The organism is Nitrospirillum amazonense (assembly GCF_007828045.1).
GTDB classification, from domain to species: Bacteria; Pseudomonadota; Alphaproteobacteria; order Azospirillales; family Azospirillaceae; genus Nitrospirillum; species Nitrospirillum amazonense_C.
Genome location: NZ_VITN01000003.1, coordinates 447,682 through 472,830, shown reverse-complemented (window position 1 = coordinate 472,830; position 25,149 = coordinate 447,682). Strand labels below are relative to the sequence as shown.

The following is a 25,149-nucleotide window of genomic DNA, read 5'->3' as shown; positions in this document are numbered from 1 at the left end:
GTCTTGTTGAACTGGGCGCTGGAGCGGGTGACGGTGAAGCTGCCGCCGGAGCCGTTGGTGCCGTCGTAGCTGGTGGTGTAGCCGATGGCCTGGGCACCGGTGGCGGAGGACTTCAGCGTGCCGTTGTTGGAAGAGGCGACGGTGATGGTGTAGCCGGCGCCGTCGTTGCAGTTTTCGACCACGCTGCCGACGGCAACGTTGCTGGAGCCCGACAGGATGTTCAGGGTGGCACCGGCATCGGTGACGGCCACGGTGCAGGTCTGGAGGACGGTGCTGTTCAACTGGATGGGGCCCGAGGCGCCGGCGGCGGCCAAGGCGGGGGCGGCGGCGAACAGAGCGGCGACAGCGGCAGCGGCGGCGGCGATGCGGATCATGATGAGGTTCCTATCGGTTCGGGTGGGCGGCTTCGGCGGCCCGGGTTGGTTCATGTCTGGTTATAAGCACCCGCCGTGCCAGCGGAACGGGGCCGGCGCCGTTTCGTCACTAAAAGTCAATGGATTCAGTGTATTATGGGGAAATGCCGGAATAGCCAAAGTCATAGGCCTTTTTGCATAGGCCCTTTCCGCGATCATCAGTTGCTTACCGCATCGCACCCTTGGGATAGGGTTTTTTATTTGTGCATTGCGTTGTGCAACGGGTCGCATTCCGCTCGCCTCAACCACGTCCGCCGATGGCGGCGCTTCTTCTTTCGACGCTCCCCATACGGGTGGGTGATGGGCGAGAACCCAGACTCGTGCTAGGGTCCCGCGGGATATCACGCTCGTAAACACCCCGGTGGGCTCGCCCACCGCATCGCCCAAGTACCCTCCGGAGACATGTTCCTATGGCCAAGGCCTCTGCCACCCCCGTCCTCGTTGTTGACGACTACGCCACCATGCGCCGCATCGTGCGCAACCTGCTGACCCAGATCGGCTTCACCCAGATCGAAGAGGCCGCCGATGGCGCGGAGGCCCTGGGCAAGCTGCGCGGCTCCAATGTCGGCCTGGTCATTTCCGACTGGAACATGGAACCCATGACCGGCCTGCAGCTGCTGAAGGAAGTGCGCGCGGACGTCCGCCTGAAGAGCACGCCCTTCATCATGGTCACCGCCGAATCGAAGACCGAGAACGTCGTTGCCGCCAAGGAAGCCGGCGTCAACAACTACATCGTGAAGCCGTTCAACGCCGAAACGCTGAAAAAGAAGATCGAGAGCGTCCTCGGCACGCTGGAGTAACCCGCATGGGCCAGAAGACGGGTGTGGTTGAAACGGCGGCCATCACGGCCGCCGATTACACGGCTATTGAGGCCGAGTTGCTGAACGATCCGCGGACCCGCGCCTTTCTGGAAAAGCGCGACGCCCATATGCGGAACGTGGGCGCGTCCACCGGCGGGGATTTGCTGGGCATCCTGCGGGCCGAGGTCGGCAAGCTGCAGTCCATGACCCATCAGCTGAGCGATGGCAGCATCGCCGTCGCCGGCCAGCATCCGCACATGCACATGATGCGGCAGGAACTGCGGCAGCTGTCTTCGCATATCGAGCAGACCAAGCAGGAAATCGCCCAGATGGTGCCCAAGGATTCGGCCAACAGCCGCATCCTGGCCGCCACCTCGGAATTGGACGCCATCGTCACCGCCACGGAGCGGGCGACCAGCGACATCCTGTCCGCCGCGGAGGCCATCCAGGCCACCACCGAACGTCTGGCCCGCACCGGTCACATCGACGTGATCGAGATCGCCACCGATATCGAAAACCACGTCATGTCCATCCTGATGGCCTGCAGCTTCCAGGACATCACCGGCCAGCGCACCACCAAGGTGGTGAACACGCTGCGCTATATCGAGCATCGCGTGGCGGCGATGATCGGCATCTGGGGGGTGGAAGGCAACGGCGACCCGATGATGTCCACGAAGCCCGGCGACACCCGCCCGGACGCCCACCTGCTGAACGGCCCGTCCCTGACGGACGTCAGCCAGGACAACATCGACGCCCTGTTCAACGCCGCCGGTGGCGAGGCGCCCAAGCCGGCCAAGCCCGCCGGTCCCAGCAGCCAGTCGGACATCGACGCCCTGTTTGATTGAGACGGCCGCCGCAGGGCGGCACACCAGTACCCGAAAGTGGTGAAAGCGGTCCGTCAAAGGCCGCTTTCGCATTTTCGGGCCTTGCGATTTCATCGCCTTGGGCACACCCTGCGACTTGACCATTTGGTCAGGTTATGGCGGTGTCGCCATACTACCCTGCTGATACCGCCCCATCCCACCTTCCGCATCCCCGGATCAGGAGACGCCAACGGCCATGACCGCCACCCCGCCCGCCCCGGCCCCCACCCCGGCCGTGCCTGAGCTGTTCGCCGCCGCCGCGTCCGCGCGTGGCCACGCCCACGCGCCCTATTCCCGTTTCCTGGTGGGGGCGGCCCTGCGCACGCCGGACGGCGCCGTCTTCGCCGGCGGCAATGTGGAAAACGCGGCCTATCCGCAGGGCCAGTGCGCGGAAGCCAGCGCCATCGGCGCCATGGTGGCGGGCGGAAAGAAGCGCATCGCCGAGATCGTGGTCATCGGCGCGCCGGCCGACCCGGCCGCCGACACGTCGGGCCTGTGCACGCCCTGCGGCGGCTGCCGCCAGCGCCTGCGCGAATTCTCCACCCCCGACACCCTGATCCATGTGGCCGGGCCGGAGGGGGTGCGCGCCACCTTCACCATGGACCAGCTGCTGCCCTTCTCCTTTGGGCCGGACAACCTCAGCTTCTAATCTGGTAGCGCCATGACCGATCCCCAGTCGCCAGAAGGACAGGCCCTGGCCCGCCGCGCCCTGCCGCTGCTGGACCTGACGAGCCTGAACGAGGAAGAGGACGAGGCCACGACCGACGCGCTGTGCGCCCGGGCCGTCAGCCCCGCTGGCCGCGTGGCCGCCGTCTGCCTGTGGCCCAGCTTCGTTCCCCAGGCGCGCGCGCGGCTGGCCGGCACGGGCGTGCGCATCGCCACGGTGGTGAATTTCCCCGGCGGCAGCCTGTCACCGGAAAAGGTGGCGGAGCAGACGCTGGCCGCCCTGGCCGACGGTGCGGACGAGATCGACGTGGTCATCCCCTACCACAGCATCATGCACTACCCCAACAGCACCCAGCCGGATGAGGTGCTGGCCGCCACGCGCGAGGCGGCGGGCGATGCCGTCATGAAGGTCATCCTGGAGACCGGCAGCCTGGCCAAGCCCGTCTTTATCGAAAGGGCGGTGGAGATCGCCGTGCGAAACGGCGCCGATTTCCTGAAAACCTCCACCGGCAAGGTGCAGATCGGCGCCACCCTGGGGGCGGCCCGCATCATGCTGGAGGCCTGCCGCGACAGCCTGAAGCCGGACGACGACGGCAACCCCCGCCGGCCCGTGGGCTTCAAGGCCTCCGGCGGCATCCGCGACCTGGACGGGGCGCGGGACTATCTGGCGTTGGCCGACAAGATCTGCGGCCCCGGCTGGGTCAGCCCCGCCACCTTCCGCTTCGGCGCCTCGGGCCTGCTGGACGCCCTGCTGGCGGCCCTGGGCCAGGGCGACGGCCAGCCGGCGGCCACCAGCGGGTATTGAGCCCCTTTCATCGATCCTTCCGCGCCGCCCCTCCGGCGGACGCCCCCATTCGCGAACGGACCATCCCATGCTTCCCCAAGAAATCATCCGCCAGAAGCGTGACGGCGGCCGCCTGGCCGCCGCGGACATCACCGACTTCGTGCGCGGCCTGACCGACGGCCGCGTCACCGAGGGCCAGGCCGCCGCCTTCGCCATGGCCGTCTATTTCCAGGGGCTGGAGATGGAGGAGCGCGTGGCCCTGACCCGCGCCATGACCCAGTCGGGCACGGTGATGGAATGGCGGTCGCAGAACCTGCCCGGCCCCATCCTGGACAAGCATTCCACCGGTGGGGTGGGCGACAAGGTCAGCCTGCTGCTGGCGCCCCTGGTGGCGGCCTGCGGCGGCTTCGTGCCCATGCTGTCCGGCCGGGGCCTGGGCCACACCGGCGGCACCTTCGACAAGATGGAAAGCATCCCCGGCTATGTCGTGCAGCCGGACCTGGAGAGGCTGCGCCAGGTGGTGCGCGAGGTGGGCTGCGCCGTCATCGGCGCCACGGCCGACCTGGCGCCCGCCGACCGCCGCCTCTATTCCATCCGCGACGTGACCGCGACGGTGGAAAGCATCGACCTCATCACCGCCTCCATCCTGTCCAAGAAGCTGGCCGCGGGGCTGGACGGCCTGGTCATGGATGTGAAGTTCGGCAGCGGCGCCTTCATGGCCCAATACGATGACGCCCAGGCCCTGGCCCGCAGCATCGCCAGCGTGGCGCACGGCGCCGGCCTGCCCACCGTGTCGCTGCTGACCGACATGAACGAGGTGCTGGGCACCACCGCCGGCAACGCGGTGGAGGTGGCGGAGTGCGTGGCCATCCTGAAGGGCGAGGCGCCGGAGGCCCGCCTGTGGGACGTGACGCGGGAGCTGACGGCCGAACTGGTGCTGCTGGGCAAACTGGCCGCCGACCTGGATGAGGCGCGGGCCAAGGTTGACCGGGCCCTGGCGGATGGCAGCGCCGCCGACCGCTTCAGCCGCATGGTGACCGCCCTGGGCGGCCCGGCCGACTTCCTGGAACGGTCGGAGACGTACCTGGCGGCGGCGCCGGTGGTGCGCGACATCCACGCGGCGCAGGCGGGCACCGTCACCGCCGTGGATACCCGCGCCGTGGGCATCGCCGTGGTGGCCCTGGGCGGCGGCCGCACCCGGCCGCAGGACGGCGTGGACCATCGCGTCGGCTTCACCGGCATCGCCGGCCTGGGCGATCAGGTCGATCCCGCCGGCCGGCCGCTGGCGCGCGTGCACGCCGCCACCGAGGCGGACGCCGATGCCGCCGTGGCCGCCTTGCGCCAGGCGTTCACCCTGGACAACGGTCCGGCCCGGCGCGGCCCCACGGTGACGGAGCGCATCGTCGGCTGATCGCCTGGCCCGACGCCCCGGCCATCATTGGCTAAAGCGGCCACGACGCCGTTACGCACATGTATCAGGGGGCCCACCGCCCCCGTGATTTCAGAACTCGCCGATGGGGAATACCAGCAGGTCTTGGCGGCTTGACCGCCACTATCGGGGGCATCCTTTCGGATCCGGCCCCCTGTTCTCGCATTTATTGCATTCTTGACGGTAAACGGCCATGATTCGCCCGCGTCGTTGGGCTGTCGGAATGACCACCCGCGATTCGTCCCTGGTCCCCTGAGATGCCGGCACGCCGGCCCTCGCCGCCTTGAAGCCTGCCGCCCCCATGGCCACCGATCTCAGCAAGATCCAGACCCTGCTGGTTGATGCCGATCTGAACACCCGGCGCATCCTGCGCGCCATGCTGGCCCGCATGGGCATGGACAAGGTGACGGAGCATGCCAACCTGACCGAAGCCGCCGGCAGCCCGGCCACCATAGATCTGGTCATCCTGGATGCCGACCAGGCGGAGGGGGCCGCCCTGCGCTGGATCCACGCCATCCGCCATGGACTGACGACGCTGAACCCCTTCGTGGGCGCCATCGTCATGACCTGGAACCCCACACAGCAGATGATGATCCGCTTCGCCGGTTCCGGCGCGGATGACATCCTGGTGAAGCCCTATTCGCCCAAGCAGGTGCAAGACCGGCTGGTCAACCTGATCGAGAACCGCAAGAAGTTCGTCGTCACCAGCGACTATATCGGGCCGGACCGCCGCCGCAGCCCCCGCGAGGGACAGGTGGTGCAGCTGATCGATGTGCCCAACCCCTTGCGCCTGAAGTGCACGGGGGAGTTCGACCGCGTGAACATCCATGAGCTGACGGCCCACGCCGCCCAGGTCATCGATTCGGAAAAGGTCATCCGCCACGGCTTCCAGGTGGCGTTCCTGGTGGAATTCGCCCTGCCCGGCCTGTCGGTGCACCCGCCGGAAAAGCGCGCCATGGACCACGCCCTGCGGGCGGCCCATGTGCTGGAAGACCTGGAGCGGCGCCTGCCCCCGGGGGATCTGCGGCTGGAGGCTACCACCCACATCCGCCGCATGGAAAACCTGCTGGGCATCCTGAAGACGCGCGGCACCCTGCCCGCCGACGAGGTGGAGGCGCTGCGCCGCGAGGCCCACGCCCTGATGGGCCTGACCAGCCGGGTGGACGATCCGGAAAAGCGCATGAACGAGGTGCTGGCCGCCGTCGTCGGCTATCGCACCCGGCTGGACCAGCTGACCCTGGCCAAGACCACCGAGGCGGCGGCCTCCGCCGGCGGCGCCGGCGCGTAGGCCCCCTGCGGTACCAAGATCCCCTGCGGCATAAGCCCGCCGGGATCCAAGCCGGTGGCGCCCCTGGGCCCACCCACGGTATGGTTGCCGCCCGCCCCATCCCGAACCGTCCCCGAAGCCCATGGCACCGCACGACCACGACCATCCCAAGTCCGCCCCGGCGCACGGCCATGATCACGGGCATGACCACGGCTGTGCCGGGCACGACCATGGACACGACCATCAAGGCCCCGGTGGGCATGATCATGGCCACCAAGATCACGGGCCTCACGATCACGGCCACGATGATAGTCATGGCCACGACCATGCCGGCCACGATCACGGCCACCATGGCCACAGCCATGGGCTGGGTGGCCACCACCATGCCGCACCGGCCGACGCCGGCACGGCCTTCGCCATCGGCATAGCGCTAAACCTGGCCTATGTGGGGGCGGAGGCGTTTTACGGCTTCGTCAGCAACTCGCTGGCCCTGCTGGCCGACGCCGGTCACAACCTGTCCGATGTGCTGGGCCTGGCCGCCAGCTGGGTGGCGGTGATCCTGGCGCGGCGCCGGCCCTCCAGCCGCTATACCTACGGCCTGGGCGGCAGCTCCATCCTGGCGGCGCTGGCCAACGCGGTGGCGTTGTTGTTGGTGACCGGCGGCATCGCCTGGGAAGCGGTGCGCCGCTTCACCGAGCCGGAACCCGCCGCCCCGACCATCATGATGTGGGTCGCGGCCGGGGGCATCCTGGTCAACGGCGGCACGGCCCTGCTGTTCATGCGCGGGTCGGAGCATGACCTGAACCTGCGCGGCGCCTTCCTGCACCTGGCGTCCGACGCCCTGGTCACGCTGGGCGTGGTCATCGCTGGCGCCCTGATCCTGTGGACGGGATGGAACTGGCTGGACCCGGTTATCAGCCTGGTCATCAGCGTGGTCATCGTATTGGGTACCTGGTCGCTGCTGCGCGAATCGCTGAACCTGGCCCTGGACGCCGTGCCGGCCGGGGTGGATCTCGCCGCCGTGCGCGCCTATTTGGCGGCCCTGCCCGGCGTGGCGGAGGTGCACGACCTGCACGTCTGGGCGCTCAGCACCACCGACACGGCCCTGACCGCCCACCTGGTGCGCCCCGACAACCGCGACGGCGACCCGCTGTTGGCCGAAATCTGCCGCGAGCTGAAAACCCGCTTCCGCATCAACCACGCCACCGTGCAGATCGAGACCGGCCACGGCGAGCCCTGCGCCCTGGCGCCGGACAGCGTGGTGTGACCCCTATTCCGCGTCCTTATGGCACGAGGCCTTGGTCGTGCCCCCCGCCTCGCACAGCATGCCCGTCGATGACTTGAAGTTGCCACCGGCCACGCGGCGCAGACTGACGCCGTTGCTGAATTGCACCCAGCTGCCGGCCCCCCAATGGGCGGTGATGCCGTTGGAGAAGGACAGGTTGCCATCCGGCAGGCGGGAGACCGTCACGCCGCTGTCGTAGTGGATGACGCCCTTCTCCTCCGTCGCGGATAGGCCGCTGGTGCATTCCACCACTGGGGCCGCCGCCTGGTCCTTCTGCTCGCAGAAAAATGGGCTCTTGCCGCCGGTCAGCACCAGGGCGTAGACGGCGACCTCAAGGACGGTCATGGGGCCTCTTGCGGGAAAAAGGGGGCAGGTCGCGCCATTTTCCGCCTATCCGCGCCACCCGTCAATTTCAGGACGCCCGCGTGGCCACGATGAACAGCCGGCGGAAGGGGAACAGGGTCCGGCCGTCGGCGCGGCGCGGATAAGCGACGGCCAGGGCCGCGCGATACCGCTCCATGAAATCCGCCAGTTCGGCACCCCGCAGCGTTTCCAGCACGGGCAGCATGGCGGTCGCCTTGGTCCATTCCAGCACGGGGTCGGGGCCATCCAGGACATGCAGGTATTCCGTCTCCCACACATCCACATGCGACGCGGCCGGGGCCAGCCAGTCGTAATACTGGGCCGGATCGTGCACCGGCGCCTCGCGCAGCCGGCCCTCCAGCGCCGCCGCCCACGGCCCCTCCGCCGCCACCTGGCGCAACAGGGTGTGGGAGGGGGAGGCGAAGTTGCGCGGCATCTGCACCGCCATCACGCCGCCGGGCGACACCCCCTTGAGCAGGCGGGGGAACAGGGTCCCGTGCCCCTCCGCCCACTGCAGGGCCGCGTTGGAGAACAGCACGTCCACCGGCGCCTTGGGCGTCCACTGGCGGATGTCGCCCAGTTCCCAGGCGACACGGGCATCCAGCAGGGCGGCGCGCCCCAGCATGGCGGCGGAACTGTCGATGCCCGCCACCTCCGCCGCCGACCAGCGGTTGGCCAGCGCCATGGTCAGCTTGCCGGCGCCGCAGCCCAGATCCACCACGGTGGCGGGCTTGCACGGCGGCAAGGCCGCGATGAGGTCATGCCCCGGGCGGGCGCGGGCCGCCTCGAACAAACCGTACTGCGCGGGATCCCAGGCCATGGGTGGGTCCTCCTTCCTCTTGGTTCCACCTTATATGTGGGGCCGAATCGGCCAAACGCGACTCAGGCACCCCGCCGCCAATGGCGAATCGCCACCGGCGCCAGGGCCAGCAGCACCAGCAGGGCCAGGGGCCCGCCCACCTCGGGCCGCAGCACCAGCCCCAGGCCCGGCCTCTCCCCCGCCGCCAGCAGCGCCGGCAGCCGCGCGCCCAGCAAGGCATAGAGGAATTGCGGGGGATAGGCGCCCAGGCCCGTGCCGATGATGAAGATGGGGGCCGGCATGCGAATCGCCGCCGCCAGCACGTTGATGGCGGAAAACGGCATGATCGGCAGCAGGCGCAGCACCAGGATAACGGCCCAAGGCTGGTTCGCGACCGGCGCCAGCCAGCCGGGCAGCCGCCCCGCCAGTCCGCCCACGCCGGCCCGGCGCAAGGCCAGGAAGACCAGGGTGCCGCCGAGGGTGCCGCCCGCCACGGAGAGCAGCGCGCCCAGAGCGGCGCCAAAGGGGGCGGCGCCAAAGGGGGCGGCGCCAAAGGCGTATCCCGCCGCCAGGCTGACCACCGTGGCCGCCGGCAGGGACCGGGCGGCCACGCCCAGCGCCACGCCGAACACCGACGCCGCGGCCCGGAGGGGATGGTCGGCGACCAAGGCGGAGAGTTGCGCCAGTCGGCCGGACAGGGTCTCAACCGTCAACCAGTGGTGCCCGCCGGCGGCCAACACCACAATAAGTCCCGCCACCAAAAGGCCAAGAGGCGTCAGCCGCCGCATCCAAGACACCAGCGGGCGGGGCAAGGGGCGGGGTGGACGGCCGGCGCCAGAGCTTTCATAATCGTTGGACGCCCTCTCCACAGGCAATGCGGCCATCCTTTCAACGGGAAACTGGCGCATTGACTCTGCGCCGGGCCGCCACTATACAACGCGCTTCCATTTTCCAGTTTTATATCCGGAGTATCAGTCGTGAAGCGTACGTTCCAGCCGAGCAAGCTCGTGCGTGCCCGCCGCCATGGCTTCCGCGCCCGCATGGCGACCCCCGGCGGTCGCAAGGTGCTGGCCCGCCGTCGCGCCCAGGGCCGCAAGCGTCTCTCCGCCTAAGGCAGGGAGATGGCGCCCCGGCGCATAGCCGTGGTGGGGCGCCTCTTGAAACGGTCGGAGTTTCTGGCCGTTGCCGGGGCGCGCCGTAAATGGGCAACCCCCGGCCTGATTTTGCAAGCCCGTGCCCACGACGATCGCCAGCGGCCCGCCGCCGGCGACGTTTTGGTGCGCGTGGGCTTTACCGCCAGCAAGAAGGTGGGCAATGCCGTCAAGCGCAACCGCGCCCGGCGACGCCTCCGCGCGGCCGTTCGCGCCGTGCTGGCCCTTCATGGCAAGCCCAACACCGATTTCGTCGTCATCGCGCGCAGCGAAACCGTGACCCGGCGCTACGCCGAGCTGTTGGCTGACCTGACCCTGGCCTTGAAAAAGCTGGGTGCCTGGACCGAGGGCGCCCAGGCTTTCGCCATGCCCGCGCCCCAGCCGGCGGGGTCAGATATGGGCCCCAACAGCCCGGCGGCATCATGAGCCCGCTGGCCCGCGCCCTGCGCCTGCCCATCCATCTCTACCGGCTGTTGCTGGCGCCTCTGCTGGGCCCGCGCTGCCGGTTCGAGCCCAGCTGCTCGGCCTATGCGCTTGAGGCCTTGGCGGTGCACGGCGGGGTGAAGGGCGGCTGGCTGGCGGTGCGTCGTATCGCCCGCTGCCATCCCTGGGGCGGCGGGGGACTGGATCCGGTGCCGCCGGCGGACCATATGCCGCCCAAATCATCGCATTTCCGGCGTCATTCGCCTGACATTCAATGCTGCCATATGGACGGGGGACGCGTGGCCCGTTAGGGTCCTGCCGCATTCGTTTTGAGACTGCCGTTGTCGCCGGCCGGGCCTAGGCCCCGGTATCAAGGACTGGGGTCGTGTGGGAAGTGAATACATGAGCGATCAGAAGAACCTGTTCATCACCATCGGCCTGTCGGCCGCCATCCTGCTGGGCTTCCACTTCTTCTACGAGGCCCCGCGCCAGCGCGCCCTGCAGGAGGCGAAGGCCAGGCAGGAGGCGGCCCAAGCCCTGGCCGCCCCGCCGGCCCCGGGTGCCGCCCCCACGGGCGCGCCGGGCGCCGTCGCCTCCGGCGGCGTGGCCGACGCCCTGCGCGACCGCGCCACGGTGCTGGGCGAAGGGCAGCGCATCACCATTCGCACCCCCCGCCTGGCCGGCAGCCTGAACCTGCGTGGCGGCCGCTTCGACGACCTGAGCCTGCAGGATTACCGCGAGACGGTGGACAAGAGCAGCCCGGCCGTCACCCTGCTGTCGCCCAGCGGCGCCCCCGGCGCCTTCTTCGCCGAATACGGCTGGACCGCCAACGGCGCCGCCGTCCCTGGCCCCACCACCGAATGGCAGGCCGCCGACCAGGGTGAGCTGACGCCCGAGCATCCCGTTACCCTGCGTTGGGACAACGGCCAGGGCCTGACGTTCGAACGCACGGTGGCGGTCGACGCCAACTACATGTTCAGCATCACCCAGAAGGTGACGAACAATGGCGCCGCCGCCGTCACCCTCTATCCCTACGCCCGCATCGCGCGGGCCAGCCATCCGACGCTGGTCGGTTCCTACATGCTGCACGAGGGCCCCATCGGCCTGATGGATGGCACGCTGAAGGAGATCAGCTACAAGGACGTGGCGGGCGAGACCTCCAAGTCCTTCGACACCAAGGGCGGCTGGCTGGGCATCACCGACAAGTACTGGCTGGTCAGCCTGGTGCCGGACCAGGCCAAGAGCCTGACGGCCCACGTCACCCATCAGGAAAAGGGCGACCTGTACCAGACCGACTACGCCGAACCGTCGGTGACGCTGGAGGCCGGGCAGAGCACGGAGAACAGCGAGCGCCTGTTCGCCGGCGCCAAGGAGATGAAGCTGCTGGACAGCTACCAGGATGAGCAGCACATCCCGCTGTTCAACCGGGCCATCGACTTCGGCCACCTGTGGTTCCTGACCATGCCGTTCTCGCTGGCGCTGGACTTCTTCGGCCGCCTGCTGGGCAACTTCGGCCTGGGCATCATGCTGTTCACCATCTGCCTGCGCACGCTGATGTTCCCGCTGGCGCAAAAGCAGTTCCGCAGCGCCGCCAAGATGAAGAAGCTGCAGCCGCAGGTGGAGGCCATCCGCAAGCGCGCCGGCGACGACAAGCAGAAGGCGTCTATCGAGATGATGGCGCTGTACAAGAAGGAAGGCGCCAACCCCATGACGGGCTGCCTGCCCGTCCTGATCCAGATGCCGATCTTCTGGTCGCTGTACAAGGTGCTGTCGGTCACCATCGAGATGCGGCACGCGCCCTTTTTCGGCTGGATCCACGACCTGTCGGCACCCGACCCGACCAGCCTGTTCAACCTGTTCGGCCTGCTGCCCTTCGACCCGCCCGCCTTCCTGCACCTGGGCGTTTGGCCCATCCTGCTGGGCTGCACCATGTTCCTGCTGCAGAAGATGACGCCCACCCCGGGCATGGATCCGACGCAGCAGAAGGTGATGATGACCATGCCCCTGGTCTTCACCTGGATGATGGGCTCTCTGCCCGCCGGCCTGGTGATCTACTATGTGTGGTCCAACCTGTTCAGCGTGACGCAGCAGTACGTGCTGATGCGCCGCATGGGTGTTAAACCGACTTAAGCAGCACCCTCAAGCGCCAGGCGCCGGCATCCGCCGGCTTGGCTTCCTCGCTGCGCCCCGCGGTGCTCGCTCCGGCGGACGCACTTGCGTCCTACAACGGCATGCGGCGTGGCCGCACACCGTTGGTGCAAGAGGTGTTTTCATACCGCCGGGGGCATAGGACAAGGTTCCATGCCCCCGCGCCATTTCCAGATCGTGAGAGAGTACGGCCCATGGCCACCAAGCCGTTGCCCCCCCTGCCCGCCCTGACCCCCATCTCGCCCGAGGCACTGGAGCAGGGGCGCCTGCTGTTCGCCAAGGAATGCGAGTTCAAGTGGGGCGCCTCGGCCAAGGACAACCTGCCGCCGCAGGGCCTGCCGGAGGTGGCCTTCGCCGGCCGGTCCAACGTGGGCAAGTCCAGCCTGGTGAACGCCCTGACCGGCCGCAAGACCCTGGCCCGCACATCGCATACCCCAGGGCGGACGCAGCAGCTGAACTTCTTCGACCTGGGCGACCGGCTGTCGCTGGTGGACATGCCCGGCTACGGCTACGCCAAGGAAAGCAAGGACAAGGTGGAGGCGTGGAACGAGTTCGTGCGCGCCTACCTGAAGGGCCGGGTGACCCTGCGCCGCTGCTGCCTGCTGATCGACAGCCGCCACGGCTTCAAGCCCATCGACATGGAAGTCATGGGCATGCTGGACAATGCCGCCGTGGTCTACCAGGTGGTGCTGACCAAGACCGACAAGCTGACCCGCCTGGCCCTGAACCACGTGCACGCCGCCACCCAGGCCGCGATCAAGAAGCATCCCGCCGCCCATCCCGAGGTGCTGTTCACCAGCAGCGAAACGGGCCAGGGCGTGCCGGAACTGCGGGCCAGCCTGGCGGCTTTAGCCAATCCGTAACACGCACGAACGGCCGGCACCGCTATGCTGGTCCCCATCGCCGCACCGGCCGTAACGGGGGATTGCCCCGGGACCGGGTCGGGTATAGATACGAACCGCCCTTCCATCCCGTGACACGGATCCCCCGCCGATGACCGCTGCCACCGCCGCTTCCCCCTCCCTGGCCGCCTCTCGTGAGGAGTGGCTGGGCAAGGCCCTGACCCTGTCGGAAGCGCTGCCCTACATGCGCCGCTACGCCGGCCAGACCTTCGTCGTGAAGTATGGCGGCCACGCCATGGGCGACGAGCGCCTGGGCGAGATGTTCGCCCGCGACATCGTGTTGCTGAAGCAGGTGGGCATCAACCCCATCGTGGTCCACGGCGGCGGGCCGCAGATCGGCCAGATGCTGGACCGGCTGAAGATCAAATCGGAATTCATCGACGGCCTGCGCGTCACCGACAAGGAGACGGTCGAGATCGTCGAAATGGTGCTGTCCGGCTCCATCAACAAGCAGCTGGTGCAACTGATCAACGACCAGGGCGGCCAGGCCATCGGCCTGTCGGGCAAGGACGGCAACCTGATCGAGGCCCGCAAGGTCTTGCGCACCAAGCGCGACCCCGACAGCAACATCGAGCGGGTGCTGGACCTGGGCTTCGTGGGTGACCCCTTCAATGTCAATCCGGGCATGATCCGCCGCATCCAGGACGCCGGCTTGATCCCCGTCATCGCCCCCATCGGCTTCGGCCCGCATGGCGAGACCTTCAACATCAACGCCGATACCGCCGCCGGCGCCGTGGCCGCCGCCGTGAACGCCAAACGCCTGCTGCTGCTGACCGACGTGGCCGGCGTGCTGACCAAGGACAAGGCCCTGATCCCCGAGCTGTCGGTGGACCAGGCCAAGACCCTGATCACCGACGGCACCGCCAGCGGCGGCATGATCCCCAAGATCGAGACCTGCATCCAGGCGGTGGAAAAGGGCGTCGACGCCGCCGTCATCCTGGACGGCCGCGTGCCCCACGCCATCCTCATGGAAATCTTCACCGAAGGCGGCGCCGGCACCCTGATTGGCCACAAGTAAGCGCCCCCAAGGGTCCCTGAAGCGCGAAACGCCGGGTGGAGTGTCCGCCCGGCGTTTTTCTTTTGGTGCGCTGTCAGTCCGGCGTCACCTGGCTCCAGAAGGACGACTTGCGACCATGGTCCTTGCGCAAACGCAGGGCGTACGTGGTGTGATTTTCCATGCCGGCATAGGCTTCGACGCGGCGGGCCAAGGCACCCAGACGGTGGAGATAACGGGCGCCATGCCCATACCCGGCCGAGACGCCGCGGCCGAGGATGTCATCCAGCAGCACACGGTATAGAACGGTCGCCGCCAAGGGGAACCCGTCCTCCAACGCCGCCGCCGCGTCGGAGAGCACGTCGTAGTAAGCCCCCCTCCAATCGCCACGCCGGGCAAAGACCAGGGAGGCCGCCAGGTCGAGGCGGGGCCATCGGATAAAAAAGTCGAGTGCCGCGTGCGGATCCTTGCTGGCGGCGACGAGGGCGAACGCGCGGTCCAACTCGTCGAATTCCTGGAAGTCATCCAGCTTGTCGATGTACTCGCGCAGGAGGCTGGCGTTCAACGTGGCCTCGAAGCCCTTCCATCGCAGCGCCTGGGCGGCGGCCCGATCCTTCATGGCCTCCAGGATCTTCGCTTCCAGCTGGAGCTTGTCGGGATTGGACCATCGGCGCTGCACGGTACCGGACATCAGTTCCGCCCTGGTCGCCATGATCAGCCGGTTGGGCTTGTCCTCGGTGCGCACCCAGCGCAGCGCGTCCTCATAGCGCCCCGCCGCCAGCAAGCGCTCGGCAAGGCGGATGGGATTCTGGCGCCAGGACGGCAACCGCGCCTCCAGCGCCATCACCGTGTCCATGTCGCCTCGGGCTTCCGCCAGGGCTTGCCGCACCTCCAAGGGGGCCGCCAGATCCGCCCCCACCTTGGCCAGCGCCGATTCCCAGTCGCGGCCCTGCGCGTCGGACAACAGGGACGCCAGAACCAGAGCGACACGCAGGAACAAGGAGTAATCATCCGACGCCAGTGCGCCGGTCAGCCACTGGGCAACCTGCGCCCGCTCCACTGGCTTCAGCCCCTCCAGCAACCCATGGGCGGATTCCGCGGCCTCCCAGTAGAGGTTGCTCACGCGCCCACCAGAATCGGCCGTGCGCTCAAGCACATCCTGCTGCGTCCCCAGGAAGCGCAGCAGGCGATTGACGGCGGAGAACGCGTCCGCCGAGGCCAGTTCCTTGACGATGGTATCCACTGTCGCCTGGAGGTCGGCGACGAACGCCTTTTCCTTTTCCCAAGGAATGATGGCCTAGGCCCGCTCCAGCGCGGCGAGGCGGCGGTCGACCAGCTTGGCCACCGCGTCCGGCCCCTTCAGGGCCGCCAGCGCCGCGTTCACCCGCTTGCGGAAGGGCGCGCTGTCGGCCGCCTCGTCCAGGATGATCTGCGCCAGTTTCTCCGGCCCCAGCGCCACCAGGGACTCCACCGACAAGGCGGGCTTGCGCGCCATCACTCCACCCCGAAGAACTCAAGTTGCCACTTCATCTCGTCGTCGGTCATAGGGTACTTGGTGCCCTCGCGGGCGTTCAACACGTTGGACGGGGGGATTTGGGCCAGGCGCATCTGCACCTGGCGGGCGGCGCGCATGGTCAGCTTGGCCTTCCAGCACAGGGCGGTGACGCCGCGCGGGCTTTGGCCGGCGATGATCTTTTCCACAATGGGCTGGGGCAGGCCGGACAGCAGCGCCAGCGAGGCCATGACGAAGCCGCGGTCGCCCTGGCCGAGGGCCATGGTCACCGTATCCTCCGTCAGCTTCTTTTCCTTGTGCAGGCGCCGGGCGCGGTCGGCCGGCCGCTCCTTGGGCGCCTCCTCCTCATCCACCAGGCCGTTGCCCGTTCCGGTGCCGGTCTTGGCGGCGGGCAAGCGCTGGCGCACGGCCTGGGTGATGGCCTGGCGGGTTTCCGCCGGCAGGTCGCTGCGGCCCTCCAGCACCTTGACCAGGCTGTCGGTGACGAAGCCGGCGATGCGCGCGGCCGCAGCCGGCGGCAGGTGGGGCCGGCGCACCAGGGGGGCGTGCCAGGGTTCATGCTTGGGCGCGAGATCCAGGATGCGATCCAGCGTCTCTTCCCGGATCTGGGCGCTGGCGTTGCCCAGCAGGCTGGCCACCGCCGCCTCGCGTTCCGTCTGCACGATGGCGTCGGAGACGGCGACGCTGACGTCCGCGCGCTCGGCGATGGCGCACAGCCGCTCATCCTCCGGCGCGCCGGCGATGATCTCCAGCAGGTCGTCGTCGGTCAGGATGGGGGAGTGGCGCAGGACGGGGCCGGAAATGCTGGCGTCCAGGTCGCGGGCCAGCTGCTGGATGACCGTAGGCGGGGCGTTGGGCAAGTCCTTCAGTGCCGCCACCATGACGCCGCGCACCGCCGCCGCCCGGTCGCGGGCCAGCGTCTCCAGGATCTGCAGGGTCATGCGCTCGATCTGCCCCACCCGGTCGGCGGACAGGCTGGGCACCAAAGCCGCGATCTTGGAGGCCAGGCCGCTGCGCACGCCCTCATCCACATCGGTGGACAGCATCATGTCCGCCTGGCGCGGCGTGGAACTGTTCAGCGCGATCTCTCGCCGCACCTCGGCGCTTTTGTCCGTCGCCAGCAGGTACAGGATTTCCGGCTGGGTCTCGGCGCGCGAGGCGACGAAACGCCGGTCGGCCGCATCGCCGGTAGCCAGCTTCTTGGCGGTATCGTAGTCCAGTCCGCCCATCACTCGTCCTTTTCCCCGGGACCCTCTTTCCCGGTGTCGTCACTATAGGCGGGCGACAGGCAGCGATGGCCCTTGCCCAGACGCTTGGCGGCGTACATGCCCTGGTCGCCGCGGTCCACCAGGCTTTGCACCGGCTCGCCCCCGCCGCCCTGGTGGACGGCCACGCCGATGGAGACGCCCAGCGGCTTCTCCGGCCCGGCGGACAGCGGCCGCAGGAATTCCGCCGCCTCGCGCAGCAGGCGGTCGGCCACGGACAGGGCCTGGGCCTGGTCCACGCGGTCGATCCACAGCACGAACTCGTCGCCGCCCAGGCGTCCTGCCAAGTCGCCCGGCCGCGCCATGCGGCGCAGCAGGTCGCCCACGGCGCGCAGCACGTCGTCGCCGGCGGTGTGGCCGCGCAGGTCGTTCACCGCCTTGAAGTTGTCCAGGTCGAAATACAGCAGGGCGGAAGCGCCACCGGTCTTGACGCCCAGGCGCTGGCCCAGCAGTTCCATGACCGTGCGGCGGTTGTACAGGCCGGTCAGGCCATCACGCTCCGACAGTGTTTTCAGCCGTTCCTGGTAGCGGGCCTGGGCAATGGCCGCGCCCACATGGTCGGCGATGGTGTGGGCCATGGAGAGATCGTCGGCGGACCAGCCGCCCTGCCCGTTGTCGGCGGCCGTTTCGGGGGTGGGCCGCCACACCAGCACGGCGCCGTTGACCTCGTGCCGGAACAGGGTGCGGGCAGCCAGCACGTCATGACCGGCGGCGGTGACCGTCACCGGCTCCTCGCTTTCCGCCGCCCGGTGGGGCAGTTCGGCCAGCGTCGCCTCCAGCTCCGCCGGAATGTTTTCCGCCACGCCCACGGGGACGTAGCTGTCCGCCCCCTCGACCCGGGCGCGCAGCGCGGAACCGGCGGCGCCGGTGGCGTTCACCGCCACGCCGGCCGCGATCTCCAGCGTGCGGGCGGGATCGACGTCGTCACGGGTGGAGGAGACGATGTAGCCCAGGTAACGCTCGCGCAGGCGCACCTGCGCCAATTCCATGGCCCGCAGCCGGGCGTCGGTGATGTCGCGGCAGGCGCCGCGGGCCCCGACCCATTGCCCGTCCGGCCCCGTCAGCGGCAGGGCGGAGGAGATGAGGCAGGCGGGCCGGCCGTCCGCCGCGCGCAGCCAGACCTCCACCCGCTCAATGGCGTCCCGCGCCTCGAACGGCGACAGCCCGTCGTCGAACTCCGGCAGCAGGAAGTCGTTGGGGTGGCGGCCCACCAGGTCGTCGGGGCGATAGCCGATGGCCCCGGCGGGGGAGACGAAGGCGAAACGCCCATCCGGCCCGGTTTCCCAGGCGAAGTCGCTGGAGATTTCCACCAGGTCCTTATAGCGCTGGCGCGATTCCGTCAGCGCCTGGCGCAAGCGGCGCTCCAGCGTGGCCATGCGCCCCAGCAGCAGGTACTGCGTCCGGCCCGCCCCGTCGGGGGGCAGCGCCAACGGCGTCCATTCCACCACCTCCTGGTCCGGCAGGGGGCTGGAATGGGTGCCGGGCTGCAGCACGCCGCCATCCGCCACCCAGCGTGACAGCAGATCCAGCCAGCCGTCGTCACGCAGCAGCAGCTGGGCGCCCGCCGTGTTGGCGGCGGTGACCCGGCCCTCGGCGTCGACCGCCAGCCCGGGGCCGGCCCACCCCGTCAGCAATGCCTGGCCATCGATCAAATCGGAACCCATGCCCCCGCCCCGCGCGCCCAACAGCCGCCCCGCGCCCGCCAAGTCCCTGGGCTCAAACACCTGGACCGGCAAGCCCGCCTCCCCAAAGGAGTAGCTTACTCCCTGGATGGCGGCAACTGGCCCGGACGGGCACCCCGTGCCGCGTCGGGATAGGGTGAGGGCGCCCGCCGGTGGTCAGTCGCGGCTTGCCCGGAACGGGCGGCGGGCCCATGGTGGGGCCATGATGACCGATACCGCCCCCTTGACCGTCACCGCCCCTCTGGCCGTCACCGCCGCCGGCCATGCGCCCATGGGCAGCCCCTTCGCCCACATCGACACCTGGATCTTCGACCTGGACAACACGCTGTATCCGGCGGCGTGCAACCTGTTCGCACAGGTCGACGTGCGCATCGGCGCCTATATCGCCGAGGCCCTGGGGCTGGACGCCGATGCGGCCAAGCGCCTGCAGAAGGATTATTTCCGCCAGTACGGCACCAGCCTGCGCGGCCTGATGCTGAACCACGGGGTGCAGCCGGGGCCCTTCCTGGACTATGTCCACGACATTGATGTCAGCGCCATCCTGCCGCAGCCGGCCATGGCGGAAAGCCTGGCGGCCCTGCCGGGGCGCAAGATCATCTACACCAACGGGTCCAAGGGCCATGCGGAGAACGTGATGCGGCGCCTGGGCGTGGCCGACCAGTTCCACGCCGTGTTCGACATCGTGGCCGCCGATTTCACGCCCAAGCCCGACGCCTTGCCTTACACCACCCTGATCCAGCGACACGGCATCGACCCCACCCGCGCCGTGATGGTGGAGGACATCGCCCGCAACCTGGAGCCGGCCCGGGCGCTGGGCATGGCCACCGTGCTGGTGGAGACGGACTCGCCCTTCTCCCTGCCCAATCCCGACGCGCCGCCCGAGGCGCTGTCCCCTGGGGCGCTGCCCTATGTGCAGCACCGCATCACCGATGTGCCCGCCTGGCTGGCCCAGGTGGTGGCCGACCTGGCCGCGTCCAAATAGCCCCGCCCACGCAAGAACCCGCCCACGCAAGAATATGTCCGGGAGAGGCTGCTAAAGTAGGGGCTGGCCTGCCGCCGGGGGCGTTGACAGGGATCGAAGCCCCCCGCCATTGTCGCCCCGCTTAATCGGACACCTCCGCCCCCAAAGCCGCCGACCAGGCGCCATCCGGACGACGCCCCATGACCGCTTTCACCGACCTGCAGAGCCATATCGAGCAAGCGTGGGAAACCCGCGACACCTTGAACGCCAGCACCACCGGCGCCACCCGCGACGCGGTGAACGAGGTGCTGTCGGCCCTGGACCGGGGTGAGTTGCGGGTGGCGGAGAAGGTGGGCGGCGCCTGGGTGGTGAACCAGTGGCTGAAGAAGGCCGTGCTGCTGTCCTTCCGCCTGACGGACAGCGCGCCGATGCCCGGCGCGCCGGGAGGCAGCACCTGGTTCGACAAGGTGCCCACCAAGTTCGAGGGCTGGGACGACGCCCGCTTCCGCGCCGCCGGCTTCCGCGCCGTGCCGGGCGCCATCGTGCGCCGCAGCGCCTACATCGCCCCCGGCGTGGTGCTGATGCCCAGCTTCGTCAACATCGGCGCCCGCGTGGGCAAGGGCACCATGGTCGACACCTGGGCCACCGTCGGCTCCTGCGCCCAGATCGGCGCCAACGTCCACCTGTCGGGCGGTGTGGGCATCGGCGGCGTGCTGGAACCGCTGCAGGCCGGCCCGGTGGTTATCGAGGACAACTGCTTCATTGGCGCCCGGTCCGAGGTGGTCGAGGGCGTGGTGGTCGAGGAGGGCGCCGTCCTGTCCATGGGCGTCTATATCGGCGCCAGCACCAAGATCATCGACCGCGCCACCGGTGAGGTCTTCATGGGCCGCGTGCCCGCCTATTCCGTGGTCGTGCCCGGCAGCATGCCCGGCAAGCCCCTGCCCGACGGCACCCCGGGCCCCAGCCTGTACTGCGCCGTCATCGTCAAGCGCGTGGATGAGCAGACCCGGGCCAAGACCTCGATCAACGATCTGCTGCGGGACTGACCGCCCATGGCCCACGCCTCCCCTACGCTCCTGAACATCGCGCCGGACCCCACGGATCCGGTGGCGCTGACCCAGGCGCTGATCCGCTGCGCCAGCGTCACGCCGGCCGATGCCGGCGCGCTGGGGGTGCTGCAGGGGGTGCTGGCGCCCCTGGGCTTCACCTGCCACCGCCTGACCTTCACGGAGGAGGGGACGGCGCCGGTGGAGAACCTGTACGCGCGGCTGGGCGACGCCGGCCCCAACTTCTGCTTCGCCGGCCACACCGACGTGGTGCCGGTGGGGGATGACGCGGCGTGGACGGTGGCGCCCTTCGCCGGCGACATCATCGACGGCCGGCTGTTCGGCCGGGGCGCCTCGGACATGAAGGGGGCCATTGCCGCCTTCATCGCCGCCGTCGCCCGGCACAAGGCGGCCGGACTGCCCATCACCGGCAGCCTCAGCCTGCTGATCACCGGGGATGAGGAAGGCCCGTCCATCAACGGCACGCGCAAGGTGCTGGGCTGGCTGGTGGAGCGGGGGGAGGCCCTGGACGCCTGCCTGGTGGGGGAACCCACCAACCCGCAGCGCCTGGGCCAGATGATGAAGATCGGCCGGCGCGGCAGCATCACCTTCACCGTCACCAGCCTGGGCGCCCAGGGCCACGTGGCCTATCCCCACCTGGCCGACAACCCCCTGCCCCGCCTGGCCCGGGCCCTGGCCCGCCTGTCGGGGGAGCCGCTGGACCAGGGCACGCCCCACTTCCAGCCCAGCAGCTTGCAGATCACCACCATCGACGTGGGCAACCCCACCACCAACATCATCCCGGCCAAGGGCACGGCGGTGTTCAACATCCGCTTCAATGACCTGCACAGCCCCGCCAGCCTGGAGGCCCACGTGCGCGGCGTCCTGGCCGAAATCGGCGGGGCATGGGACGTGAAGGTGACCGTCAGCGGCGACGCCTTCCTGACCCCGCCGGGCCAGCTGAGCGGCATCGTTGCGCAAGCGGTACGATCCGTGACAGGGCTGGAGCCGGAGCTGAGCACCAGCGGCGGCACCTCCGACGCGCGCTTCATCAAGAACCACTGCCCGGTGGTGGAGTTCGGCGGCGTGGGGGCCAGTATGCACAAGGTGGATGAGCACATCGCCGTGGACGACCTGGCCCGCCTGACCGACATCTACGCCCAAATCCTGGCCGACTGGTTCGCCACCCACGGCGCCCCCCAGGGCCCCACCGCCGGCGCCGCCGCGTGATGGGCGGAATGGCCGGCAGCCTGGTCGGCGCCCTGCGCCTGGTCTTCCTGGACAAGACGGCGGCCGCCCGCTTCCCGGCCGACCGGGCTGGCGCGCTGCGCAGCTTCTGGGTTTTCCTGGCCCTGCTGCCGGGCGTGGTGGCGCTGGACACGGTGGAGCGCTGGATGGGCCATCCGCTGACTCCACTGGGCGACGGCACCGCGCTGGCCACCATACCCCTGGCGCGGGCCTTGCCCGCCACCCTGCTGGCCTACCTGATCGGCACCTTTGGCTATTTCCTGATGGTGGAGCGCATCCTGCACCTGCAGGGCAAGGGCGCCTTGTTCCCCCGCTTCATCGCCGCCTTCAACTGGAGCGGCGTCATCGCCCTGATCGTGGCGCTGCCCCTCGCCGTGCTGGCGCACAGCGGCGTCGTGTCCATGCCCATGGGGGCCGCCATCATGGCGGTCACCTATTTCTGGAGCCTGTTCTACGAAGCCTACGTGACCCGCGCCGTGCTGGGCTGCGGCTGGCTGACCGCCACCGGCTTCGTGCTGCTGGACGTGGTCGTCAGCGACCTGACCACCACCCTGGTCCATGGGCCGCTGATGGCGGTCAGTTAGTTTTCCCTCAATCGCCGGGCGGCCACATCCGTGGCCTTGGCTTCCTCGCGTCCCATTACAGGATAAAGCCCTGGCTCATTCCGCAGGGCTACTCGTACCACGCCTCGGTGAAGTACAGCCCATCCGGCGGCGCCGTCGGGCCGGCGGCGGCGCGGTCGCGCGCCTCCAGCGCCCAGGTCACGTCGTCCGGCGTCCACTTGCCCTCGCCCACCAGGCGCAGCGTGCCGATCATGTTGCGGATCTGGTGGTGCAGGAAGGATCGGGCGCGGGCCACCATGTGCACCTCCTCCCCCACCCGCGTCACCGTCAGCAGGCTCAGCGTCTTCACCGGGCTCTTGGCCTGGCAGATGCTGGCGCGAAAGCTGGTGAAATCGTGGTTGCCCACCAGCCGCTGGGCGCCTTCGTTCATGGCGTCGGCATCCAGGATCGTGGGTACGTGCCAGGCGCGGCCGATGTCCAGCGCCAGGGGCGCCCGGCGGTTGACGATGCGGTAGAGGTAGGCGCGGCCCTTGCAGGACAGGCGGGCGTGGAAGTCGTCATCCACCGCCTCCGCCCTCACCACGGCCACGGGCTCGGGGCGCAGATGGAAGTTCAACGCGTCGCGCACCGTGTCGGCCTTGGTCGGCTTTTCCAGGTCGAAGTGGCAGACCTGGCCCAGGGCGTGGACGCCGGCGTCGGTGCGGCCGGCGGCATGCACGCGCACCACCTCACCCGAAAACCGGCGGATGGCCTCCTCCAGGCAGGCCTGAACGGAGGGGCCATGCGGCTGCAACTGCCAGCCCTGGTAGGGCCGGCCGTCATATTCGACGGTGAGCTTCCAGCGCGGCATGGAGGTCAGAGGGCGGCGATGGGCTTGCCCACCGCGTGCGGGAAGCCGCGCAGGAAGGCTGCCCCCTCGACGGGGCCCTTGCCCGGACGCTGCACGGTGGTGAGGCGCAGGGCGCCCTCGCCGCAGGCCACGGTCAGGGCGCTGTCCAGCAAGGTGCCGGGCGCGCCGGAACCGGCGACGGGTTCGGCCGCCAGCACCTTGATCTTCTCGACCGCTCCCCCTGTGGCGGCACCGCCCTCGACCGGGGCCTCGAACCAGGTGCCGGGCCAGGGGGTCAGCGCCCGCACCTGCCGGTCCAGCTCCGCCGCCGGCTTGGTGAAGTCCAGCAGCCCTTCCTCCTTGGCCAGCTTGGCGGCGTAGGTCACGCCGTCCTCCGGCTGCACGGTGGCGGGCAGATCGCCAGCCGCCAGGCGGTCCAGCGCCGTGACGATCAGGCGGGCGCCCATGGCGGAGAGGCCGTCGTGCAACTGGCTGGCGGTCATGCGCGGGGTGAGGACGATGCGTTCCTCCAGCAGCATGGGGCCGGTGTCCAGCCCCGCCTCCATCTGCATGATGGTGACGCCGCTCTCGGCGTCACCGGCCAGGATGGCGCGCTGGATGGGGGCGGCACCGCGCCAGCGGGGCAGCAGCGAGGCATGGATGTTGAGGCAGCCCAGGCGCGGCGCGTCCAGCACCGCCTGCGGCAGGATCAGGCCATAGGCCACCACCACCGCCACATCCAGGCCCAGGTCGCGGAACTCCGCCTGCACCTCTTCCTTGCGCAGGGTGCGGGGCGTGCGGACGGGAATGCCCAGCGCCTGCGCCCGCGCATGCACCGGCGTCAGCTGTTCCTTATGCCCGCGCCCGGCGGGGCGGGGCGGCTGGCTGTAGACGCAGGCGACCTCATGCCCCGCCGCCACCAGCGCGTCCAGCACCGGAACGGAAAAGTCGGGCGTGCCCATGAAGGCAAGGCGCAGACGGGTCATTCAGAGGCCCCAACATCAAAGGAAAACCACCCAAGGACCGCGACTGCGGGCCCCGGAGCGAGTACCGCAGGGCGCAGCGAGGAAGCCAAGCCGCCGGATGGCGGTGCCGGCGCCTGAGGGAAACCAAGACTCCGGCGCCTGAGGAACAGCGTCAACGAGCCGCCTTGCTCACCTTGCGCAGGATCATGTTGCGCTTCAGGGACGACAGATGGTCGATGAACAGCACGCCGTTCAGGTGATCGACCTCATGCTGGATGCAGCGGGCCAGCAGCTCGTCGCAATCGCGTTCCTGCACGCTGCCGTCGCGATCGACATAGCGCACGCGGATCTGCTTGGGCCGGACCACGTCGGCGTAGATCTCGGGGATGGAGAGGCAACCCTCGTTGTGCACGCAGGTCTCATCCGACAGCCACAGCAGCTCCGGATTGACCATGGCGATGGGTTCCTTGGCGCCTTCCTTATGCTCGGACACGTCCACGACGATGATGCGCTCCAGCAAGCCGATCTGCGGGGCGGCCAGGCCGATGCCGGGGGCCTTGTACATGGTCTCCAGCATGTCATCCATCAGCTTCACCACGCGGCCGTCGATATTGGCGATGGGCGCGCACTTCTTCTTCAGGCGGGCGTCGGGAACAGTCAGGATGGGCAGGAGGGCCATGGGTGTCGTGTCCGGATCAGGCGGCTAAGGCGAAGGGCGGTAAGTATAAACGCTTGTTCCCCTGCGAGATAGGGGATGCGGCCCGCCGGGGCAAGGGCGGGTTGTGCCCGG

26 protein-coding genes and 1 pseudogene are annotated in these 25,149 nt (G+C 69.2%); 17 read left to right on the top strand and 10 right to left on the bottom strand.

The genetic code is table 11. The annotated features are described in order from the left end of the window. The coding region (locus FBZ89_RS07605) for a hypothetical protein (RefSeq protein WP_145749378.1) at positions 1-374 on the bottom strand (374 nt) is incomplete at its 3' end. A 449-nt stretch (positions 375-823) separates the two neighbouring features. Between FBZ89_RS07605 and FBZ89_RS07600 the strand changes: the two genes are divergently transcribed. The 7 genes from FBZ89_RS07600 (at position 824) to FBZ89_RS07570 (ending at position 7,489) form a co-directional block, all read left to right on the top strand. Beyond that, positions 824-1,213 (top strand): response regulator, encoded by a 390-nt coding sequence (locus FBZ89_RS07600; RefSeq protein WP_004272313.1) that lies wholly within the window; start codon positions 824-826, stop codon positions 1,211-1,213. Between the two features lie 5 nt (positions 1,214-1,218). Next, positions 1,219-2,058: a protein phosphatase CheZ gene (locus tag FBZ89_RS07595; protein ID WP_145749377.1), complete on the top strand. Its 840-nt coding sequence runs from the start codon at positions 1,219-1,221 to the stop codon at positions 2,056-2,058. Between the two features lie 214 nt (positions 2,059-2,272). Then, entirely contained in the window at positions 2,273-2,725 is a 453-nt protein-coding gene (gene cdd, locus FBZ89_RS07590; protein WP_145749376.1) for a cytidine deaminase, read from the top strand. 12 nt (positions 2,726-2,737) lie between these two features. After that, a complete protein-coding gene (gene deoC / locus FBZ89_RS07585; protein ID WP_145749375.1) occupies positions 2,738-3,547 on the top strand; it encodes a deoxyribose-phosphate aldolase in 810 nt (269 codons plus the stop codon). A gap of 67 nt (positions 3,548-3,614) precedes the next feature. Beyond that, a complete protein-coding gene (gene deoA / locus FBZ89_RS07580) occupies positions 3,615-4,937 on the top strand; it encodes a thymidine phosphorylase (RefSeq protein WP_145749374.1) in 1,323 nt (440 codons plus the stop codon). Between the two features lie 319 nt (positions 4,938-5,256). Continuing rightward, positions 5,257-6,243: a response regulator gene (locus tag FBZ89_RS07575; protein WP_145749373.1), complete on the top strand. Its 987-nt coding sequence runs from the start codon at positions 5,257-5,259 to the stop codon at positions 6,241-6,243. Positions 6,244-6,364: 121 nt separating this feature from the next. Continuing rightward, positions 6,365-7,489, top strand: a complete 1,125-nt coding sequence (locus FBZ89_RS07570; protein ID WP_145749372.1) for a cation diffusion facilitator family transporter — start codon at positions 6,365-6,367, stop codon at positions 7,487-7,489. Positions 7,490-7,492: 3 nt separating this feature from the next. Here the strand turns inward: FBZ89_RS07570 and FBZ89_RS07565 are convergent, their stop codons facing one another. The 3 genes from FBZ89_RS07565 to FBZ89_RS07555 all read right to left on the bottom strand — a co-directional run bounded on the left by FBZ89_RS07565 (position 7,493) and on the right by FBZ89_RS07555 (position 9,427). Further along, the gene (locus FBZ89_RS07565; RefSeq protein ID WP_145749371.1) at positions 7,493-7,852 is read right to left on the bottom strand and encodes a hypothetical protein; all 360 of its coding nucleotides are present in this window, start codon (positions 7,850-7,852) and stop codon (positions 7,493-7,495) included. 67 nt (positions 7,853-7,919) lie between these two features. Beyond that, on the bottom strand, positions 7,920-8,690 hold the full coding sequence (locus FBZ89_RS07560) for a methyltransferase domain-containing protein (RefSeq protein ID WP_145749370.1): 771 nt from the start codon (positions 8,688-8,690) through the stop codon (positions 7,920-7,922). Positions 8,691-8,752: 62 nt separating this feature from the next. Next, the gene (locus FBZ89_RS07555) at positions 8,753-9,427 is read right to left on the bottom strand and encodes a VTT domain-containing protein (protein WP_186457244.1); all 675 of its coding nucleotides are present in this window, start codon (positions 9,425-9,427) and stop codon (positions 8,753-8,755) included. Positions 9,428-9,646: 219 nt separating this feature from the next. On the opposite strand from FBZ89_RS07555, the gene rpmH reads away from it, so the two are divergent. The 6 genes from rpmH to argB all read left to right on the top strand — a co-directional run bounded on the left by rpmH (position 9,647) and on the right by argB (position 14,311). Beyond that, a complete protein-coding gene (gene rpmH, locus FBZ89_RS07550; protein ID WP_044558639.1) occupies positions 9,647-9,781 on the top strand; it encodes a 50S ribosomal protein L34 in 135 nt (44 codons plus the stop codon). Positions 9,782-9,790: 9 nt separating this feature from the next. Then, a complete protein-coding gene (gene rnpA / locus FBZ89_RS07545) occupies positions 9,791-10,246 on the top strand; it encodes a ribonuclease P protein component (RefSeq protein ID WP_145749368.1) in 456 nt (151 codons plus the stop codon). Further along, positions 10,243-10,554, top strand: coding sequence for a membrane protein insertion efficiency factor YidD (gene yidD, locus FBZ89_RS07540; RefSeq protein WP_145749367.1), 312 nt, complete (start codon positions 10,243-10,245; stop codon positions 10,552-10,554). Before rnpA ends, yidD begins: the two co-directional genes overlap by 4 nt. A 91-nt stretch (positions 10,555-10,645) precedes the next feature. Further along, positions 10,646-12,373, top strand: coding sequence for a membrane protein insertase YidC (yidC, locus tag FBZ89_RS07535; protein WP_145749366.1), 1,728 nt, complete (start codon positions 10,646-10,648; stop codon positions 12,371-12,373). A 212-nt stretch (positions 12,374-12,585) separates the two neighbouring features. Beyond that, positions 12,586-13,254 (top strand): ribosome biogenesis GTP-binding protein YihA/YsxC, encoded by a 669-nt coding sequence (gene yihA, locus FBZ89_RS07530; RefSeq protein WP_088870690.1) that lies wholly within the window; start codon positions 12,586-12,588, stop codon positions 13,252-13,254. Between the two features lie 130 nt (positions 13,255-13,384). Continuing rightward, complete coding sequence (argB, locus tag FBZ89_RS07525) at positions 13,385-14,311, top strand: acetylglutamate kinase (protein WP_145749365.1); 927 nt, start codon at positions 13,385-13,387, stop codon at positions 14,309-14,311. A 73-nt stretch (positions 14,312-14,384) separates the two neighbouring features. On the opposite strand, the pseudogene FBZ89_RS07520 reads toward argB, so the two are convergent. The 3 genes and pseudogenes from FBZ89_RS07520 to FBZ89_RS07505 all read right to left on the bottom strand — a co-directional run bounded on the left by FBZ89_RS07520 (position 14,385) and on the right by FBZ89_RS07505 (position 18,729). Beyond that, positions 14,385-15,782: pseudogene (locus FBZ89_RS07520) on the bottom strand (DUF6880 family protein). Next, positions 15,782-17,029: a DUF2336 domain-containing protein gene (locus tag FBZ89_RS07510; RefSeq protein WP_145749418.1), complete on the bottom strand. Its 1,248-nt coding sequence runs from the start codon at positions 17,027-17,029 to the stop codon at positions 15,782-15,784. The pseudogene FBZ89_RS07520 and the gene FBZ89_RS07510 overlap by 1 nt, the downstream one beginning before the upstream one ends. Next, positions 17,029-18,729 carry a sensor domain-containing diguanylate cyclase gene (locus tag FBZ89_RS07505; RefSeq protein ID WP_145749362.1) on the bottom strand — a complete coding sequence of 567 codons (1,701 nt, stop codon included), beginning with the start codon at positions 18,727-18,729 and terminating at the stop codon, positions 17,029-17,031. Before FBZ89_RS07505 ends, FBZ89_RS07510 begins: the two co-directional genes overlap by 1 nt. Positions 18,730-18,949: 220 nt before the next feature. On the opposite strand from FBZ89_RS07505, the gene FBZ89_RS07500 reads away from it, so the two are divergent. From FBZ89_RS07500 to FBZ89_RS07485, 4 genes are all read left to right on the top strand, one after another. Beyond that, entirely contained in the window at positions 18,950-19,729 is a 780-nt protein-coding gene (locus FBZ89_RS07500) for a pyrimidine 5'-nucleotidase (protein ID WP_145749361.1), read from the top strand. 179 nt (positions 19,730-19,908) lie between these two features. Then, positions 19,909-20,754: a 2,3,4,5-tetrahydropyridine-2,6-dicarboxylate N-succinyltransferase gene (dapD, locus tag FBZ89_RS07495; protein WP_145749360.1), complete on the top strand. Its 846-nt coding sequence runs from the start codon at positions 19,909-19,911 to the stop codon at positions 20,752-20,754. Positions 20,755-20,760: 6 nt separating this feature from the next. Then, complete coding sequence (gene dapE, locus FBZ89_RS07490; protein ID WP_145749359.1) at positions 20,761-21,984, top strand: succinyl-diaminopimelate desuccinylase; 1,224 nt, start codon at positions 20,761-20,763, stop codon at positions 21,982-21,984. Between the two features lie 8 nt (positions 21,985-21,992). Then, positions 21,993-22,586 (top strand): hypothetical protein, encoded by a 594-nt coding sequence (locus FBZ89_RS07485; protein ID WP_145749358.1) that lies wholly within the window; start codon positions 21,993-21,995, stop codon positions 22,584-22,586. Positions 22,587-22,674: 88 nt separating this feature from the next. On the opposite strand, the gene truA is transcribed toward FBZ89_RS07485, so the two are convergent. From truA to def, 3 genes are all read right to left on the bottom strand, one after another. After that, a complete protein-coding gene (gene truA / locus FBZ89_RS07480) occupies positions 22,675-23,415 on the bottom strand; it encodes a tRNA pseudouridine(38-40) synthase TruA (RefSeq protein WP_145749357.1) in 741 nt (246 codons plus the stop codon). A gap of 5 nt (positions 23,416-23,420) precedes the next feature. Further along, the gene (gene fmt / locus FBZ89_RS07475) at positions 23,421-24,380 is read right to left on the bottom strand and encodes a methionyl-tRNA formyltransferase (protein WP_145749356.1); all 960 of its coding nucleotides are present in this window, start codon (positions 24,378-24,380) and stop codon (positions 23,421-23,423) included. Between the two features lie 151 nt (positions 24,381-24,531). Then, positions 24,532-25,038 carry a peptide deformylase gene (gene def / locus FBZ89_RS07470; RefSeq protein ID WP_145749355.1) on the bottom strand — a complete coding sequence of 169 codons (507 nt, stop codon included), beginning with the start codon at positions 25,036-25,038 and terminating at the stop codon, positions 24,532-24,534. Positions 25,039-25,149 lie beyond the last annotated feature (111 nt).

Bases quoted from the DNA above. Each gene is read 5' to 3' on its own strand.
- deoA (WP_145749374.1), top strand. From the start codon at position 3,615: ATGCTTCCCCAAGAAATCATCCGCCAGAAGCGTGACGGCGGCCGCCTG.
- FBZ89_RS07570 (WP_145749372.1), top strand. From the start codon at position 6,365: ATGGCACCGCACGACCACGACCATCCCAAGTCCGCCCCGGCGCACGGC.
- yidD (WP_145749367.1), top strand. From the start codon at position 10,243: ATGAGCCCGCTGGCCCGCGCCCTGCGCCTGCCCATCCATCTCTACCGG.
- cdd (WP_145749376.1), top strand. From the start codon at position 2,273: ATGACCGCCACCCCGCCCGCCCCGGCCCCCACCCCGGCCGTGCCTGAG.
- FBZ89_RS07510 (WP_145749418.1), bottom strand. From the start codon at position 17,029: ATGGGCGGACTGGACTACGATACCGCCAAGAAGCTGGCTACCGGCGAT.
- dapD (WP_145749360.1), top strand. From the start codon at position 19,909: ATGACCGCTTTCACCGACCTGCAGAGCCATATCGAGCAAGCGTGGGAA.
- deoC (WP_145749375.1), top strand. From the start codon at position 2,738: ATGACCGATCCCCAGTCGCCAGAAGGACAGGCCCTGGCCCGCCGCGCC.
- dapE (WP_145749359.1), top strand. From the start codon at position 20,761: ATGGCCCACGCCTCCCCTACGCTCCTGAACATCGCGCCGGACCCCACG.
- FBZ89_RS07485 (WP_145749358.1), top strand. From the start codon at position 21,993: ATGGCCGGCAGCCTGGTCGGCGCCCTGCGCCTGGTCTTCCTGGACAAG.
- FBZ89_RS07505 (WP_145749362.1), bottom strand. From the start codon at position 18,729: ATGGGTTCCGATTTGATCGATGGCCAGGCATTGCTGACGGGGTGGGCC.
- FBZ89_RS07500 (WP_145749361.1), top strand. From the start codon at position 18,950: ATGATGACCGATACCGCCCCCTTGACCGTCACCGCCCCTCTGGCCGTC.
- yihA (WP_088870690.1), top strand. From the start codon at position 12,586: ATGGCCACCAAGCCGTTGCCCCCCCTGCCCGCCCTGACCCCCATCTCG.
- rnpA (WP_145749368.1), top strand. From the start codon at position 9,791: ATGGCGCCCCGGCGCATAGCCGTGGTGGGGCGCCTCTTGAAACGGTCG.
- def (WP_145749355.1), bottom strand. From the start codon at position 25,038: ATGGCCCTCCTGCCCATCCTGACTGTTCCCGACGCCCGCCTGAAGAAG.
- FBZ89_RS07600 (WP_004272313.1), top strand. From the start codon at position 824: ATGGCCAAGGCCTCTGCCACCCCCGTCCTCGTTGTTGACGACTACGCC.
- FBZ89_RS07575 (WP_145749373.1), top strand. From the start codon at position 5,257: ATGGCCACCGATCTCAGCAAGATCCAGACCCTGCTGGTTGATGCCGAT.
- fmt (WP_145749356.1), bottom strand. From the start codon at position 24,380: ATGACCCGTCTGCGCCTTGCCTTCATGGGCACGCCCGACTTTTCCGTT.
- FBZ89_RS07560 (WP_145749370.1), bottom strand. From the start codon at position 8,690: ATGGCCTGGGATCCCGCGCAGTACGGTTTGTTCGAGGCGGCCCGCGCC.
- truA (WP_145749357.1), bottom strand. From the start codon at position 23,415: ATGCCGCGCTGGAAGCTCACCGTCGAATATGACGGCCGGCCCTACCAG.
- FBZ89_RS07595 (WP_145749377.1), top strand. From the start codon at position 1,219: ATGGGCCAGAAGACGGGTGTGGTTGAAACGGCGGCCATCACGGCCGCC.
- yidC (WP_145749366.1), top strand. From the start codon at position 10,646: ATGAGCGATCAGAAGAACCTGTTCATCACCATCGGCCTGTCGGCCGCC.
- FBZ89_RS07565 (WP_145749371.1), bottom strand. From the start codon at position 7,852: ATGACCGTCCTTGAGGTCGCCGTCTACGCCCTGGTGCTGACCGGCGGC.
- argB (WP_145749365.1), top strand. From the start codon at position 13,385: ATGACCGCTGCCACCGCCGCTTCCCCCTCCCTGGCCGCCTCTCGTGAG.